The organism is Hyalangium sp., assembly GCF_035629615.1.
Lineage (GTDB): Bacteria > Myxococcota > Myxococcia > Myxococcales > Myxococcaceae > Hyalangium.
In genome coordinates this window covers 1-12,903 of the sequence record NZ_DASPHO010000548.1, presented here as the reverse complement: position 1 = coordinate 12,903, position 12,903 = coordinate 1, and the positions used below count along the sequence as shown (strand labels likewise).

Annotated in this window: 12 protein-coding genes and 1 pseudogene; 4 read left to right on the top strand and 9 right to left on the bottom strand. The window is 67.4% G+C overall.

Translation table 11 applies throughout. From position 1 onward, the window contains the following. Positions 1–125: 125 nt before the first annotated feature. From VD972_RS27935 to VD972_RS27920, 4 genes are all read right to left on the bottom strand, one after another. Entirely contained in the window at positions 126–1,046 is a 921-nt protein-coding gene (locus VD972_RS27935) for a hypothetical protein (protein ID WP_324991799.1), read from the bottom strand. 11 nt (positions 1,047–1,057) lie between these two features. Next, on the bottom strand, positions 1,058–2,653 hold the full coding sequence (locus tag VD972_RS27930) for a pilus assembly protein TadG-related protein (RefSeq protein WP_324991798.1): 1,596 nt from the start codon (positions 2,651–2,653) through the stop codon (positions 1,058–1,060). A 12-nt stretch (positions 2,654–2,665) separates the two neighbouring features. After that, on the bottom strand, positions 2,666–3,379 hold the full coding sequence (locus tag VD972_RS27925) for a TadE family protein (protein ID WP_324991797.1): 714 nt from the start codon (positions 3,377–3,379) through the stop codon (positions 2,666–2,668). Positions 3,380–3,514: 135 nt separating this feature from the next. Beyond that, positions 3,515–3,892 (bottom strand): hypothetical protein, encoded by a 378-nt coding sequence (locus VD972_RS27920; protein ID WP_324991796.1) that lies wholly within the window; start codon positions 3,890–3,892, stop codon positions 3,515–3,517. Between the two features lie 105 nt (positions 3,893–3,997). Between VD972_RS27920 and VD972_RS27915 the strand changes: the two genes are divergently transcribed. Continuing rightward, on the top strand, positions 3,998–4,276 hold the full coding sequence (locus VD972_RS27915) for a hypothetical protein (protein WP_324991795.1): 279 nt from the start codon (positions 3,998–4,000) through the stop codon (positions 4,274–4,276). 16 nt (positions 4,277–4,292) lie between these two features. On the opposite strand, the gene VD972_RS27910 is transcribed toward VD972_RS27915, so the two are convergent. From VD972_RS27910 to VD972_RS27890, 5 genes are all read right to left on the bottom strand, one after another. Continuing rightward, a complete protein-coding gene (locus tag VD972_RS27910; RefSeq protein ID WP_324991794.1) occupies positions 4,293–5,084 on the bottom strand; it encodes a hypothetical protein in 792 nt (263 codons plus the stop codon). Beyond that, a complete protein-coding gene (locus VD972_RS27905; RefSeq protein ID WP_324991793.1) occupies positions 5,081–6,049 on the bottom strand; it encodes a pilus assembly protein in 969 nt (322 codons plus the stop codon). The genes VD972_RS27910 and VD972_RS27905 overlap by 4 nt, the downstream gene beginning before the upstream one ends. 1 nt (position 6,050) lies before the next feature. Further along, positions 6,051–7,673: a pilus assembly protein gene (locus tag VD972_RS27900; protein WP_324991792.1), complete on the bottom strand. Its 1,623-nt coding sequence runs from the start codon at positions 7,671–7,673 to the stop codon at positions 6,051–6,053. Beyond that, entirely contained in the window at positions 7,670–8,446 is a 777-nt protein-coding gene (locus tag VD972_RS27895; RefSeq protein ID WP_324991791.1) for a TadE family protein, read from the bottom strand. The genes VD972_RS27900 and VD972_RS27895 overlap by 4 nt, the downstream gene beginning before the upstream one ends. A gap of 182 nt (positions 8,447–8,628) precedes the next feature. Further along, positions 8,629–9,969, bottom strand: coding sequence for a sigma 54-interacting transcriptional regulator (locus tag VD972_RS27890; RefSeq protein ID WP_324991800.1), 1,341 nt, complete (start codon positions 9,967–9,969; stop codon positions 8,629–8,631). Between the two features lie 183 nt (positions 9,970–10,152). On the opposite strand from VD972_RS27890, the gene VD972_RS27885 reads away from it, so the two are divergent. The 3 genes and pseudogenes from VD972_RS27885 to VD972_RS27875 form a co-directional block, all read left to right on the top strand. After that, the gene (locus VD972_RS27885) at positions 10,153–11,181 is read left to right on the top strand and encodes a RimK family alpha-L-glutamate ligase (RefSeq protein WP_324991790.1); all 1,029 of its coding nucleotides are present in this window, start codon (positions 10,153–10,155) and stop codon (positions 11,179–11,181) included. 126 nt (positions 11,182–11,307) lie between these two features. Further along, positions 11,308–11,985 (top strand): DsbA family oxidoreductase, encoded by a 678-nt coding sequence (locus VD972_RS27880; protein ID WP_324991789.1) that lies wholly within the window; start codon positions 11,308–11,310, stop codon positions 11,983–11,985. A 161-nt stretch (positions 11,986–12,146) separates the two neighbouring features. Beyond that, positions 12,147–12,903 (top strand): annotated as a pseudogene (locus VD972_RS27875) (hypothetical protein); the annotation flags it as partial.

Below are 12,903 nucleotides of genomic sequence, written 5' to 3'. Positions count from 1 at the left end.
CTCCTGCGTGCCCGCCACATCCACGTGGTGGACGATGCCCGGCACATCCCACTCGAAGTCGCCCGCCGCCGCCACCGCGGGCGCCAGCGTGCCCAGCACCAGCAGGGCTCCAGCCAGCGCGGCCCTCACAGCCCCGGCACCCCACCCAGCCATTTCTCCTGCCGGTCCTTGTACGCCGAGTGCCTGCTGCCCGTGCGAACGTTGGTCATCCAGTCCGCGGGGTCCGAGTCTCCGCCCGTCATGCCCGAGTCCGGGCCCTTCATGTAGCTGAGCCGGAACCTGCTCTCCAGGTCGTCGCCGGGCGCCATGGTCACCACGGCCATGGCCATGGCCCTGCCCGCCGCGGGGCCCTCGCCGCCCAGCTGCGTGTACATCGGGTAGACCAGCTGTTTGAAGCCCGTGTTCTGGCAGCCCTGGAGCGGGCAGTCCGCGTTCTCGTTCTGAGCGCCGGACAGGCCCCAGTCATCCAGCAGCATGGCGATTTTGCCCGACCCACAGGCCCCGCCGCTGGGCAGACCGATGGCGCACACGGGGATGCCGCTGATGCTCGGGTAGTTCTTCTGCTTGAAGAAGCCGCTGTTGGCCTCGTTCACGAAGTCCTTGGGGAAGCGATCCAGCACCCGGATCTCCGCGCTCGCGGTGCAGCTCATGCCGCCCTCGCCCGCCTGGTACGGCCTGAGCCGGGCCTGGCTGGTGTTGATGCCCCCCACGTTGTCCGACTGGCACTGCACCTGGAGATTGCCCGCCTCGGTGAACACCAGCTTCGGCTCGCCCCCGCCCGCCGAGGAGCGCCCGTCGAAGTTGGAGTAGCGGCCCGTGGCGTCTCCCCCCGCGGAGGAGATGGCCTGGGAGCGCGGCCCGTAGTCAGTGGGGTGCCTGTGCATCAGCTTGGCCGTGGTGTCCCAGACGGCCCCGGCCGCCGCCTCGTGCACCTTGGGCGCCAGGTAGCCGATCTCCGCCAGGTGGATGCCCCACACCAGGATGGAGATGAACACCAGGAGGCCCAGGACCGTCTCCACCATGGCCTGCCCGCGGCGCGAGCGCATGTCGTGAGTTCTCACTGGAAGCCTCGGAAGCCTGCGTTGTACAGCGCCGTGGCCGCGTCACCGGCCCACGGCACCCCGGCCTGCTGCAGCGTCTGGGGAATGTCCCCGCCGGGCATCTTGCCCTGCTGGTCGATGTCCGGCGCCACCAGGGTGGCGCGCCAGAAGGGGTTCATCATATTGGGCGGCTCCTTCCAATCCCCACCCCGGTGGTAGTACGCCATGCCCGTGGCCAGCGCCGTCTGCTTGGCCATGTCGATGGCGGCCCCGTCGCTGACGGCCTTCAGGTTGGCGTCCAGCCGCTTGGCCTCGCTGCGGGTGCCCCGGTTGGAGAAGTGCTTGGGCGAGCCCGGCACGAAGGCGAAGTCGAAGTCGAGGAAGACGCTCTTGTCCAGCTGGCCGCCGCCGCCGCCGTAGTCGCGCTGCAGCAGCGCGTAGAGCTTGGGCTGTCCGTACACGTCCGGCTGGTCCTGGACCTTGCTCTCGGTGTAGTCGAAGGTGATGGGCCAGTTGCCGCCCGCGATGTTGCCGATGAGCGAGTGGGTGGCTGTGTCCGACGCGTTGGCGCACGAGCCGCGGCTCCACCGGTGCGTGTCCGGGTTGGACTCGAGGTTGGCCAACGCGATGGCCTCCAGGGACAGGGGGGGCACCGGGATGGGGCACCCGCCGAACAGGCCCATGTAGAAGATCTGGCCCTCGTCGTCCGACTGCGCCGCACCCCAGTTGGCCTGCTGGCCGTGCTTCGGCCCATCGAACTGATTCGAGCGGTAGGAGGCACCCGTCCCACCGGTATAGGCGATGGTCCCATACCCGGCGACGATCTGCATGAGCTTCGCGGTCATCATCGCGGTGCCACCATTACGGCCCGAGGTGAAGGAATCGTCACGGCTGCCCATGTAGATCTCATACTGATGGATGCTGGTGCCGCCGATCATCCCGTCACACCAGGCGCCCTGGTTGCAGTCGGAGCCGGCCTCGCGCGTGGCGACCATGTCCGCCGCATCCGGTGCGGTGATGGGCCAGGGGCTGCCCCCCGCCTGGGCGATCACCTGCTTGGCGATGTTCTGGCCCTGCAGCAGCCCCGCCAGCGCCTGCGAGTTCTTCTGGAAGTCGCTGATGTAGAAGGTCGCCTCGGTCATGTTGTAGTTGCGCACCTGGGCCGAGGCGGGCTTGTCCACCGCGTCCCACGCGGTCTCCACGCGCTGGATCTCTTGGTTGATCTTCTGCATGTACTGGCCGAACGCGACGCCCGCCGGTGGCTTCTGCGGGATGGGGCACACGCCGGCGATATAGGCGCCGATGAACGCAGCGGCCTCACCCCGCAGCGCCTCCAGCGCGTCCCGGTAGATGGAGGACCAGCTGATATAGGCCTGGGTGGCGGACTGGGCCACCAGCAGCGCCCACTCGGTGCGGTGCGCGATCGCGACCGTGTTGAAGGTACGGGCGGTGGCCACCGCGTTGCTGTACGCGGCCGCGTCCGCCAGCGTCTGCAGCTCCATGCGCTCACGCACCCGGAGCCCGAACGAGACGGTGAGCAGCACCATCAGCGAGAGGAACAGCAGCATGAAGGCGAAGATGATCAGGGTTTGTCCGCGACGGCGCATCGTCATCCCTCGGTTTCGTCAGGGGGCGCAGTTCTGCTGGGTGAAGAATTGCTGCAGCGCCGGGGTCATCATCCGCATCGAGGAGCTGGCAGTGATGGGGAAGATGAACTCGTTGGCGCTGCGCGAGGTGTACTCGGAAAGGATCTGCGCCTCCATGGTGCTGTTGGCGCTGGTGGTCCAGTTGGCGTTCTTCTCCGCCAGGATGAGCGGGTTGGCCGCGGTGTACGTCTGGATGGCGAAGTGCGCCCGGAACATCTTGGTCATCACCCAGTTGGCGAAGGGGATGCGCATCGGGTACCAGTAGACGAGCCGGACCTCGAGCCGCATGAGGCCGTTGCCCTGGTCGAAGTCCAGGTCGTCCGCGTTGACGTTCGTGGGCTGCTCGCGGATCAGCCACAGCATGTCCCCGTTGAAGCCGGGCAGGGGGGCCAGCGTGTTGGTCCTGTGCTGGGAGAAGGCCTGCGCCAGCGCGGCCGGCGTGTTGGTGCGCTCCATCGTGGGCAGCAGCGCGGCGATGGCCGCGTGCATCATCTTCTCGCAGTCCCCGTTGTTCACGCTGCCGGCACGCGTGGCTCGGAAGGCCGCGTACTGCGTCATGATGCGCGCCTGCAGCATCATGAAGAGCTGCAGCGTGCCCAGCACCAGGAAGATTACCAGCGGAAGGGTGAGCGCCGACTCAACCGCCGCCTGGCCCGACTCGCCATTGCGGGCCTTTTTGATGGAAGAAGTCATTGAGGGCCACAGAGTGGCACCGGTAGGCGCTCGGAGCCTATCCGCCAGTTGGCCGCGATCACCATCAAGATGTGCGCATTTACCTACACCGCCCCCAGGCGTTCCATCTTGTCGAGAAGGGGCTGCGGCCGAGGCTCAGCGCTGGATGCCCTGGCTGCCGTGGACCTTCGCCGGGTTCTTCCTCTTCTCCTCCTCCTTCTGCTTCTTCTCCTGCTTCTTCCGAGCCGCTTCCTTGGCGTCCTCTTCGCCGCCGCACCCCTTCGCGCACTTCTTGTAGTTGCGGGTGAACTTGCCGGAGCAGGCCTCCACACAGGTCTGGAACTCGACGCGCTCCGCGGTGCTGTCGCCCTGCTTGGGACAGCGGCTGAGGCAGGCCTGGGTCTCCTTGCTGAAGGCCGCGGCGCACTCCGTCTCGCATGCGTTGTGCTCCGCGAGTCCTGGCCTGGCCAGCAGACAGACGCTCAGGGCGGAGATGACGTACCAGTGGGTGAGGTTCCTCGGGTTTTGGCTCATAGCTCTCCTTGCGCCACCATCCTATCCCATGTGGCCCGAGGCGCTCACTGCGCGCCGCGTGGTAGAACGCCCTGCGGGCCTCGAGCGAGCCCTGAGAGGAGTCCCATGAAGTCCACCCTCGCCCTGCTGGTGCTGTTCCTGTCCTGTCTGGCCTGGGCCGACGCTCCCGGCCCGGTGGCGGCCGGCAAGAAGACACAGCTGCCCAAGACCGAGGACAAGATCAAGGATCTGCCCAAGGTGGACCTGGGCCCCCAGCAGTGCATGGCGAAGTGCCAGAAGCCGGCAGTCCGGTGCATGGAGCGCTGCGGCACCGAGGAGTCCTGCGCGGAGGGGTGCGGCAAGGACCTGGAGCAGTGCGCTCGCTCCTGCGGCCTGAAGGAGTAGCCGCGGTCCACGACGCTCAGGGCGCGCCCTGGACGAGCTGCTTGCGAGTGATTCCCACCGAGAGCTTGCCGTCCTTGGACTCGGTGAAGACGAGGATCTGCTCGCCGCCGCGGCGGAACTCACCGGGCTCCTGCTCCACGAAGCCCCCGCGCTTCATGGCGTCCCGGTAGAAGGCCATCACCTCCTCCTTCGTGGAGGGGACCTCGAAGACAGCGGTCTGGGCGCCTTCCAGCTCCGTGCTCAAGAGCTGCCGCGCGCCGGGAGGGACGGGCGCCCAGCCAGGCCTGGCCTGCGCCGCCGGGTCATACGCCGAGAGATCCGACGTGCCGAGGATGACCGTCACCGTCTTGTTGGGGTTGGGCTGGAAGATGACGGTGTAGGCCACCAGCCGCTCTGGATCGAGCGCGGTGAGCTGCGGCTCCTTGAAGGCCCGGAGCTGCTCATTCCCTGGGGGGATGAAGAGCCCTGCCTTCTCGAAGGAGGTGGCGAAGTGCTGGAGCAGCTCCTCGAGGGTGAGCTTCGAGCGTGCCATCTGCAGCGTGAGCGGCACGCCATCGGAGATCTGCACGCCCGCGGCGTCCACCCAGTCGATGAGGCCCGGCACCTCCCAGCGATAGGGGGGATGGGAGGGGTTGGGAACGGGCCGAAGCGGGAGGGCTGCAGGGACGGACGCTGCCGGAGGCTTGTCCGCGGTGGGCTTCTTCGCCGCCGGGCGGGCGCTCTGGGGCGAAGGGGCCTGCTTCTCACCCCCCTCCGCCAGCGACACGGACGCCACCAGCAGACTCAGCGCGAGGAGCTGCCTCCTCATGGACAGTCATGCCCCAGGAAGCACTGCTTCCGGCTCAGGTAGGCCTTGCTGTAGAAGGCGCCCGCAACCCCGGTGGGATAGACGGGAGTCGTCGGCCAGATCTTGAAGCCCTCGCTCGGGATGGTCTGCAGGAAGGCGGTCTCGTTGCCCGCGGCGCCCATCCAGAAGACGTTCTCGGCGCCAAAGAAGAAGGGCATGGGGAAGGCGCCGACGGTGCTCATGGCCAGGTTGCTGCCCGAGAACCCCAAGCCCGCGCCCGTCAGCGCGTGGACGCTGGCTGCGGACAGCCAGAAAGGAGCGTTGGTGCACGGGACCAGGGGCGCATCGGGCGCGAAGATGCAAGGCAAGCCCTCGCGCTTCCCCGAGAGCCCCCAGTCATCGAGCACCGTGGTGAGCTCTCCCGCGCAGCTGCCTCCGCTGGCCCGCCCGAAGGCGCACACGCGGAACGGCGCCATCTCATAGTGCTTCTTCTTGAAGAAGCCCTGGCCTGAATCCTCCACGAACTCCTGGGGGATGTTGATGCCGTGGACCTCTGCCTGGGCGCGGCAGCGCATGCCTCCGTTGTCGCTGTACGCCAGGCCGGTGATGGGGCTGGGATCCCAGTCCGGTCCCCCGCCGATCTCGCAGGCGACGTTCAGGTTCGTCGCCTCGGTGAAGACCTGGGTGAGCGTGGTGCTGCCCGTCCTCGAGGTGCTGTCGAAGTCCTGGTAGCGCGCCTGGGCCTCCGCACCGGCCAGGGCGGCCGCGCTGGTAGCGGGGTCGTCATCGTCCGGCCATCTGTGGAGCCTGTGGCCCGTGGCATCCAGCATGGCCGAGTGGCTCGCCTCGGTGACCTTCACCGAGATGTAGCCGATCTCGGTGAAGTGGATGACGAAGATGAGCACGGTGACGAGGACGAGGCTGCCCAGGGCCAGCTCCACCATCGCCTGACCGCGAGCCTCACGGAGGATCCACCGAGGCTTCATCTCACGGCCCTCCCTTGTAGCCATTGGCATCCAGGGCCCTGAAGGCATCGGCGGCCCAGTCCACCCCCACGTCACTGAGCGTGCCCCTCACGTCATCCTTGCCCTCGGCATCCACGTCGAACGGGACCAGGGTGGCCCGCCAGTAGGGGTTGAGCAGGTTGGGTGGCTCCTTCCAGTCGCCATAGCGGTGGTAGTAGGCGATGCCGGTGGAGAGGGCCGTCTGCCGGGCGATGGAGAGGTTGCCGTTCTGGGGCCCGAGCTGGACGCCTCGGTTGTCGAACTGCGACCGGGCCGAGGCCGAGGTGCCGGTGAACCGGAACTGGAAGAACCGCGTCCAGGGGTAGCTCTGCCTCAAGTCTGCCAGGCTCCGCTCCCGCTCCGAATAGTCGCGCTGGATGACGGCGTGGTTCTTCGGCTGCCCCTCGAGGTCCGAGCTGCTGAGCAGCTTGAGGGGGTTGTAGTCCACGAACGTGGGCCAGATGCCCGGGCAGTCGGTGCAGGGGCCCAGCGTGTGCCGCGCGGGAGGCTCCGCCATGCCCCCAGGCGAGAAGGTGTGGACGTCCGAGTTATCGAACCCGTCGGTGGACTTCAGCTGGGCCTGCACGTTGGTGTCCCCGCTCGAGGTCGGCGGGCAGGGCGGCATGCCTCGCATGAAGGTGATCCGATTTGCGGGCCCGCTCACGGAGTGGTCCTCCGCCCAGGAGAACTTGCTGGAGGCTCCCAAGAGGCTGCCGTGGTCCATCGAGCGGGCGAAGTAGGCGCTCCCCCGGTTGGAGACGCGCACGGTGTCCGGCGGGGTGAGCTGGGTCACCAGACGGCTCACGATGGCCTTGGCCCCTCCGTTGCGCTGGGTGACGAACGAGAAGCCGCGGCTGCCCATGGCGGCATAGACATGGTGGTCCCGGAAGTAGTTGAGGGGGAGGATCGCCCCGAGCACCAGCGCCTCGTCCTTCGAGACATCGTCGCCCGAGTCCGGAGCGCTCCACTCCGAGGGCGTGGCGCTGCCTGCCCTGGCCTTGCTCACGAGCTTCTGGACGAGGTCCTGATCATCGAGCTCGTCCTGGAGCTTGGTCCACCGCAGGGTCTGGAAGGCGAAGATGCCGCTGGCGGCATACTGGAGGTTCTTGGTCTGGTTGGCCGCTGCCGTGTCCTGGCTCAAGAACGTGGACATCAGCGTCGAGTGGTACATGCCCAGCTTCGCCATGGACAGGTTGATGTCGGCGATGGCCTTCTTCGCGCAGGAGCACATGAACTTGCACGGCGACTTGGGCTTGCAGCACGGCTTCTCGATGTCGTCGTAGATCTTGCGCGCCTTCTTGTAGGAGTCCTGCGAGGCCTTGACCTGGGCGACGTAGAAGCTGCTCCAGCTGATGAGGCTCTGGACGGCCGCCATGGACACCATCTTGCCGATCTGCGCCCGGCTCATCAGGGCGATCTCGTTGTAGGCGCGCGCGGTGATGGCGGCGTTGCTGTAGGCCGCGGCATCCGCCACCGCCTGCAGCTCCATCTTCTCCTTCACGCGCGTGCTGAGCGCGAGCGTCATCAGCACGAGCAGCGACGTCAGCAGCATCGTGAGTGCGAAGAGCACCAGGGTCTGGCCGCGAGCGGCAGCGGACATCTTCATAGAGTCTCCGGGGCCGGTGGGCAGTTGAAGGTCCGGAAGTAGCGGCCCTGCGCTGGCGTCATCATCCGGAGCGAGGCCGAGGCATGGATGGGGATGACGTACTGCTCGGTGCTCACCCGGCCGAGCATCTCCTCGACGATGGCCGAGTCGAGCGACACCGTCATCGCGACGCTCTTCTTCCAGCGGGCCTTCTGCGTGGGCATCAGCGGGTTGGTGGCCGTGTAGTTCATCAACCCCCAGTGCGCGAGCACCATCCGGGAGATGACCCAGTTGGCGAAGGGGATCTTCAGCGGGAACCAGTAGACGAGCCGCGTCTCCAGGCGCATCACCGCGGTGCGAGGCTCATCGAAGTTCAGATCCTCATCGTCGGTGATCCCCCGAGGGGACTCGCGGATGATCCACACGATGGAGCCCGAGTGCTTCCCATCCTGGTAGCCCCGGTTGCCGGGGGTGTACTGGTTGTTCTTGCGCAGCCCGAACGCCTGCCCCAGCTTGTCGGCGGGGCTGCCGCTCAGATCATTTCCCAGGTAGCTATGAAAAGTCGGCAGCAGCGCCAGGATGGCCGCGTGGGTCATCGCCTCGCAGTCCCCATGGCGCACACTGCCGGCCCGTGTCGCGCGGAAGGCGGCGTACTCCGCCATGACTCGCGCCTGCAGCATCATGAAGAGCTGCAGGATGCCCAGGATCAGGAACACGGTGAGAGGCAGCGTCAACGCCGCCTCCACTGCCGCTTGACCTGACTGACCGGAGCGTCGCGAGTTGGGGGCCTTCATCGGAGGGAGAGGCTGGGGATTACCCTAGTGCCCCATCATCCGTCATCTTGACCGTGGTCAGCGGGGTGGCAGAGGGTCGTGTCACTGCCTTGTCATGCACAAGGCACTCGAGCGCTCGGCCACCTCCTCCCATTGCTCGGGAGCTGACATCCAACCCCCCACTGCCTCCGGAGCGGGCGGGATCAGCGAGGCTTCATGCCCTTGGCGTCCAGCTGGTACTTCTTCACGAGCCGCTCGATGGACTTGCGGTGCAGGCCGCTCTCGCGCGCCGCGCGGGAGAGGTTGCCCTCGCAGCGGGCGAGCACGCTGGTGATGTACTCGCGCTCGAAGTTCTCCAGCAGCTGCTCCTTGGCGTCCTTGAAGGAGAGGTGCTCGTTGAAGGGCAGCGGCCCCTGACGGTCCTGGCCCTGCACGCGGGGAGGCAGGTGGGCCGGGAGGATCTCCTCTCCCTCCGAGAAGGTGAGCACGTGCGAGAGCACGTTCATCAGCTCGCGCACGTTGCCCGGCCAGCCGTAGCCCATGAGCAGGCCCAGCGCCTCCGGCGAGAAGCGCTTGCGCCCGTGCCGCTCCACCACCTCTGGCTCGGCCAGCGCGCGCTTGAGGATGTTGGGGATGTCGTCGCGGCGCTGGCGCAGCGGCGGCAGCTGGATCTGGATGACGGAGAGGCGGAAGAACAGGTCCTCGCGGAAGTTGCCCGCGGCGATCTCCTTCTGGAGATCTCTGTTCGTGGCGGCGATGACGCGACAGTCCACGTCAATGACGTCGTTGCCGCCCACGCGCCGCACCTCGCGGTTCTCCAGCACGCGCAGCAGCTTGGGCTGCAGGTCCAGCCGCAGCTCGCCCAGCTCGTCCAGGAAGATGGTGCCGCCGCTGGCGCGCTCGAAGGCGCCGGGCCGGCTGTTCACCGCGCCGGTGAAGGCGCCCTTCTCGTGGCCGAACAGCTCGCTCTCGATGAGGTTGGGGGGGATGGCGCCACAGTCGAGCACCACCAGCGGCCCCCGGCTCCGCATGGACAGCTCGTGGACGGCGCGCGCCACCAGCTCCTTGCCGGTGCCCGTCTCGCCCTGGATGATGACGGACACGTCCATGGGGGCGATCTTCTTGATGAGCCCGAAGATCTGCCGCATCTTCACGCTCTGCCCCACCATGCCGCAGAGCTCGCCCTCGCGATCGGGCTCGATCGTCACCTCCTCGTCGATGGGCGCGAAGGTGAGGACGCTGGAGCCAGCACGGATCTGCGAGCCGGACGAGAGGTAGGCGCGCTCGATGCGGCGGCCGTCCAAGAAAGTCCCGTTGGTGGAGTTGAGATCCACCAAGAGGTGGCCGCGCTCGGTGTACTGGATCTCGAAGTGGTGGCGGCTGGCGGTGCGGTCCTCCACGAGCACCAGGTCGTTCTGCGGGTGGGAGCCCACGCGCAGCCGCTCCTTGTCGGACACCACCGTGCGCCCCTCGTCGGGCCCGGCGGACACCGCCAGCCGGCACTTGTGGAGCTTGACGACGGTGATGGTGGCCACGTGGCCCATCACCAGCGTGTGCCGGGCCTGCTCGCCGGTGGGATCCGCGCCAAACTCCACGGCGGGTCCTGGGTTGGTGCCTATCTCGTCTGGGTGGGGTCCCTTGGGATTCATCCGGCGGCGGAGGATAGCAAACAGACGCGCCAGATCCGCCTGCTTGCTGCTTGCTCGTGCTAGGCTCGCGCTCTCTCCATGCCTCCCCGCAAGGCGAAGTCGAAGAAAGCGCCGGCCCCGGCCCCGCCCGGAGCCCCCGCGAGTGCTCCCGTGCCCCCGACGGAGCGCCCAGCCCGCCGCCGCGCGAAGAAGACCGTGGTCATCCTCTCGCGCAAGCGCTCACTGTACTCCACGAGCCGGCTGGTAGAGGCCATCAAGCACCGCGGGCACCGGCCGCTGGTCCTCGACACGCTGCGCTGTAGCATGATTCTCGCCAAGGGAGACCCGCGGATGATGTATCGCGGCGTGGAGATCCGCGGCGTGGACGTGGTGATTCCCCGCATCGGCGCGTCCATCACCGCCTATGGGCTGGCGGTGGTGACCCACTTCGACATGATGGGCGTGCCGGTGGTGAACGCGGCGCAGTCCATCGCGCGAAGCCGGGACAAGCTGCGGTGCCTGCAGTACCTCTCACGGGCCGGGTTGGACATTCCACGCACGGTGATGGCGCACGACCGCAGCAACGTGCGCAAGCTGGTCGAGGAAGTTGGCGGGCTGCCGCTCATCATCAAGCTCATTCGCGGCACCCAGGGAGTGGGGGTGATGATTGCCCACACCCTTCAGGAGGTGCAGACCATCGTGGACACCTTCTGGGACCTGGGCCAGGAGATCGTCCTCCAGGAGTTCGTCGCCGAGAGCAAGGGCAAGGACGTGCGCGCCCTGGTGGTGGGGGAGCGGGTGGTGGGGGCGATGCGGCGGCAGGCGAAGAAGGAGGGCGAGTTCCGCTCCAACATCCACCGGGGCGGAGAGGGGCAGCCCATCCAGCTTCCTCTCTCCTATATAGAGGCGGCGGTGACGGCGGCGCGCATCATCGGGCTGGGCATCGCCGGGGTGGACATGCTGGAGGGTCACGAGGGACCACGGCTGATGGAGATCAACTCCAGCCCCGGCTTCGAGGGCCTGGAGGCAGCCACCCAGCAGGACATCGCCGGGGAGATCATCGACTACGCGCTGGCGTTCGCCGAGAGCAAGCGAGTAGACAAGCGGAGCCAGCGCCCGGTGAGCTGACGCGGCGAAGGGGTGCCGGGCGTACGAGCCCTGTACTTGGGTGGATCCTTCGGGAATGAGCGTCGGAACCAAATGTCAGGAGGGGATTGGCAGTCGCGGATCGCCCCTCTAATCTGGGCGCACCCGATGAGAGCCCTGCTGCTGAAGCCGCTGCAGATTACTGTCTACCAGGATGTGCTGTGCGCCTGGTGTTATCTCGCTGACCTCCGCCTGGACATCCTCCGGAAGGAGTTCGGCGACACCGTGCGCTGGCGAGTGCGCCCCTACCCTTTGCGTGTGGTGGACACGCTGCCCACGGAGCGCGAGCTGCGCGGGCTGTCCGAGGAGGTGGAGCGCGCGCAGGCCGAGCCGGAGCCCGTGGCGCGACTGCTGTCCAAGGACTTATGGCTGAGTGGAGATCCGCCGCGCTCGAGCCTGCCGGGATTGGCGGCGCTGGAAGCAGCGCGGCTGCAGGGGCCGCAGGCGCGGGCGTATCTGGCCAAGGCCATGCAACGCGCGGCGCTGGAGCAAGGCGTGAATGTGGCGCGCACCGATGTCGTGTTCGAGCTGGCCAGCCGCGTGGGGCTGGCCATGAACGACTTCTCCGCGGCGTTTCATTCCGAGGAGACGCGGCGGCTGATCCTCGATGAGCACCGGCTGGCCTCCAGCCGCGGAGTGCGCGGAGTTCCCACCCTGGTCATCAACGGCCGGTGGATGATCTGCGGCCTGCGCGATGTGGCCGAGTACCGTGAGCACATCCTCACCTGCATGGGGAAGCTCTCGGAGCCACGCTCAGGTGGCTCCTCCGAGCGCCTCGTTCACTGATCCACGGCGACAAGCCCGGCAGTCCATGTAGGCAAATAGAACACACAGGCCTCGGATAACTGCACCGGGGCTTGAATTTCCTCCTCATCTGCCCGTCTGCTCGAATGTCGTCGCAAGAACCAAGCGAGCCGGCTCGTCCCCCGGCCTGGGAGAACCTTCACATGCGTCGCCTTATCGCACTCCTCGCGCCGTTGGCCCTGGTGGCAGGCAGCGGCTGCGTCGTCACCCCGCATCATGGCTACACCCGCACCTATCGAACGGTCGAGGTGTCGCAGTACCGCTTCTCCGGCCCGCACCCGATTGTTGGCAGCAGCAGCTGGTGCCTCGAGGAGTATGATCACGTCCACGACTACGCACCGGAGACCCAGCACTACGTGTACACGAACAACGTGTACCGGTACCGCGGCCCCACGGTGATCTGGTACCAGGACTACCACCCGATCCCGACGGGCGGGTACTGCAACCACCACGGCCGCCACAACCACGACTATTACCCGCGGCGGTACGACGGGTGGACGTACTCGTGGGACCGCGGCCGCAATGGCTACGTCTACAACAACCCGCGCTACACGCACGGTGCCTCGCCGGCTCCGGGCTACTCGCAGCCGGCGCCCACCTACCCCTCGCGCCCAGGCTACACGCAGCCGAGCACTGGCAGCAGCTACCGTCCTCCCCCGGGCGGCTCTGGCCACGGCTCGTCCGCGCCGGGTGGTGGTTGGGGCAACTCATCTCCTCCTCCTCCGAGCGGTGGCGGCTCGTATCCTCCCCCCAACAACGGTGGCAGCTACCGTCCGCCCCCGAGCGGCAATGGCACCTGGGGCAGCCCTCCCCCGAGCAATCCTCCTCCCCCGAGCAATCCTCCTCCCCCGAGCTACCCGCCCCCGAACAACGGCGGCGGCAACAACGGCGGCGGCAACA

Coding starts and splice junctions, on each gene's coding strand:
- VD972_RS27935 (WP_324991799.1), bottom strand. CDS start 1,046: ATGCGCTCGCGCCGCGGGCAGGCCATGGTGGAGACGGTCCTGGGCCTC.
- VD972_RS27930 (WP_324991798.1), bottom strand. CDS start 2,653: ATGACGATGCGCCGTCGCGGACAAACCCTGATCATCTTCGCCTTCATG.
- VD972_RS27925 (WP_324991797.1), bottom strand. CDS start 3,379: ATGACTTCTTCCATCAAAAAGGCCCGCAATGGCGAGTCGGGCCAGGCG.
- VD972_RS27920 (WP_324991796.1), bottom strand. CDS start 3,892: ATGAGCCAAAACCCGAGGAACCTCACCCACTGGTACGTCATCTCCGCC.
- VD972_RS27915 (WP_324991795.1), top strand. CDS start 3,998: ATGAAGTCCACCCTCGCCCTGCTGGTGCTGTTCCTGTCCTGTCTGGCC.
- VD972_RS27910 (WP_324991794.1), bottom strand. CDS start 5,084: ATGAGGAGGCAGCTCCTCGCGCTGAGTCTGCTGGTGGCGTCCGTGTCG.
- VD972_RS27905 (WP_324991793.1), bottom strand. CDS start 6,049: ATGAAGCCTCGGTGGATCCTCCGTGAGGCTCGCGGTCAGGCGATGGTG.
- VD972_RS27900 (WP_324991792.1), bottom strand. CDS start 7,673: ATGAAGATGTCCGCTGCCGCTCGCGGCCAGACCCTGGTGCTCTTCGCA.
- VD972_RS27895 (WP_324991791.1), bottom strand. CDS start 8,446: ATGAAGGCCCCCAACTCGCGACGCTCCGGTCAGTCAGGTCAAGCGGCA.
- VD972_RS27890 (WP_324991800.1), bottom strand. CDS start 9,969: ATGGGCCACGTGGCCACCATCACCGTCGTCAAGCTCCACAAGTGCCGG.
- VD972_RS27885 (WP_324991790.1), top strand. CDS start 10,153: ATGCCTCCCCGCAAGGCGAAGTCGAAGAAAGCGCCGGCCCCGGCCCCG.
- VD972_RS27880 (WP_324991789.1), top strand. CDS start 11,308: ATGAGAGCCCTGCTGCTGAAGCCGCTGCAGATTACTGTCTACCAGGAT.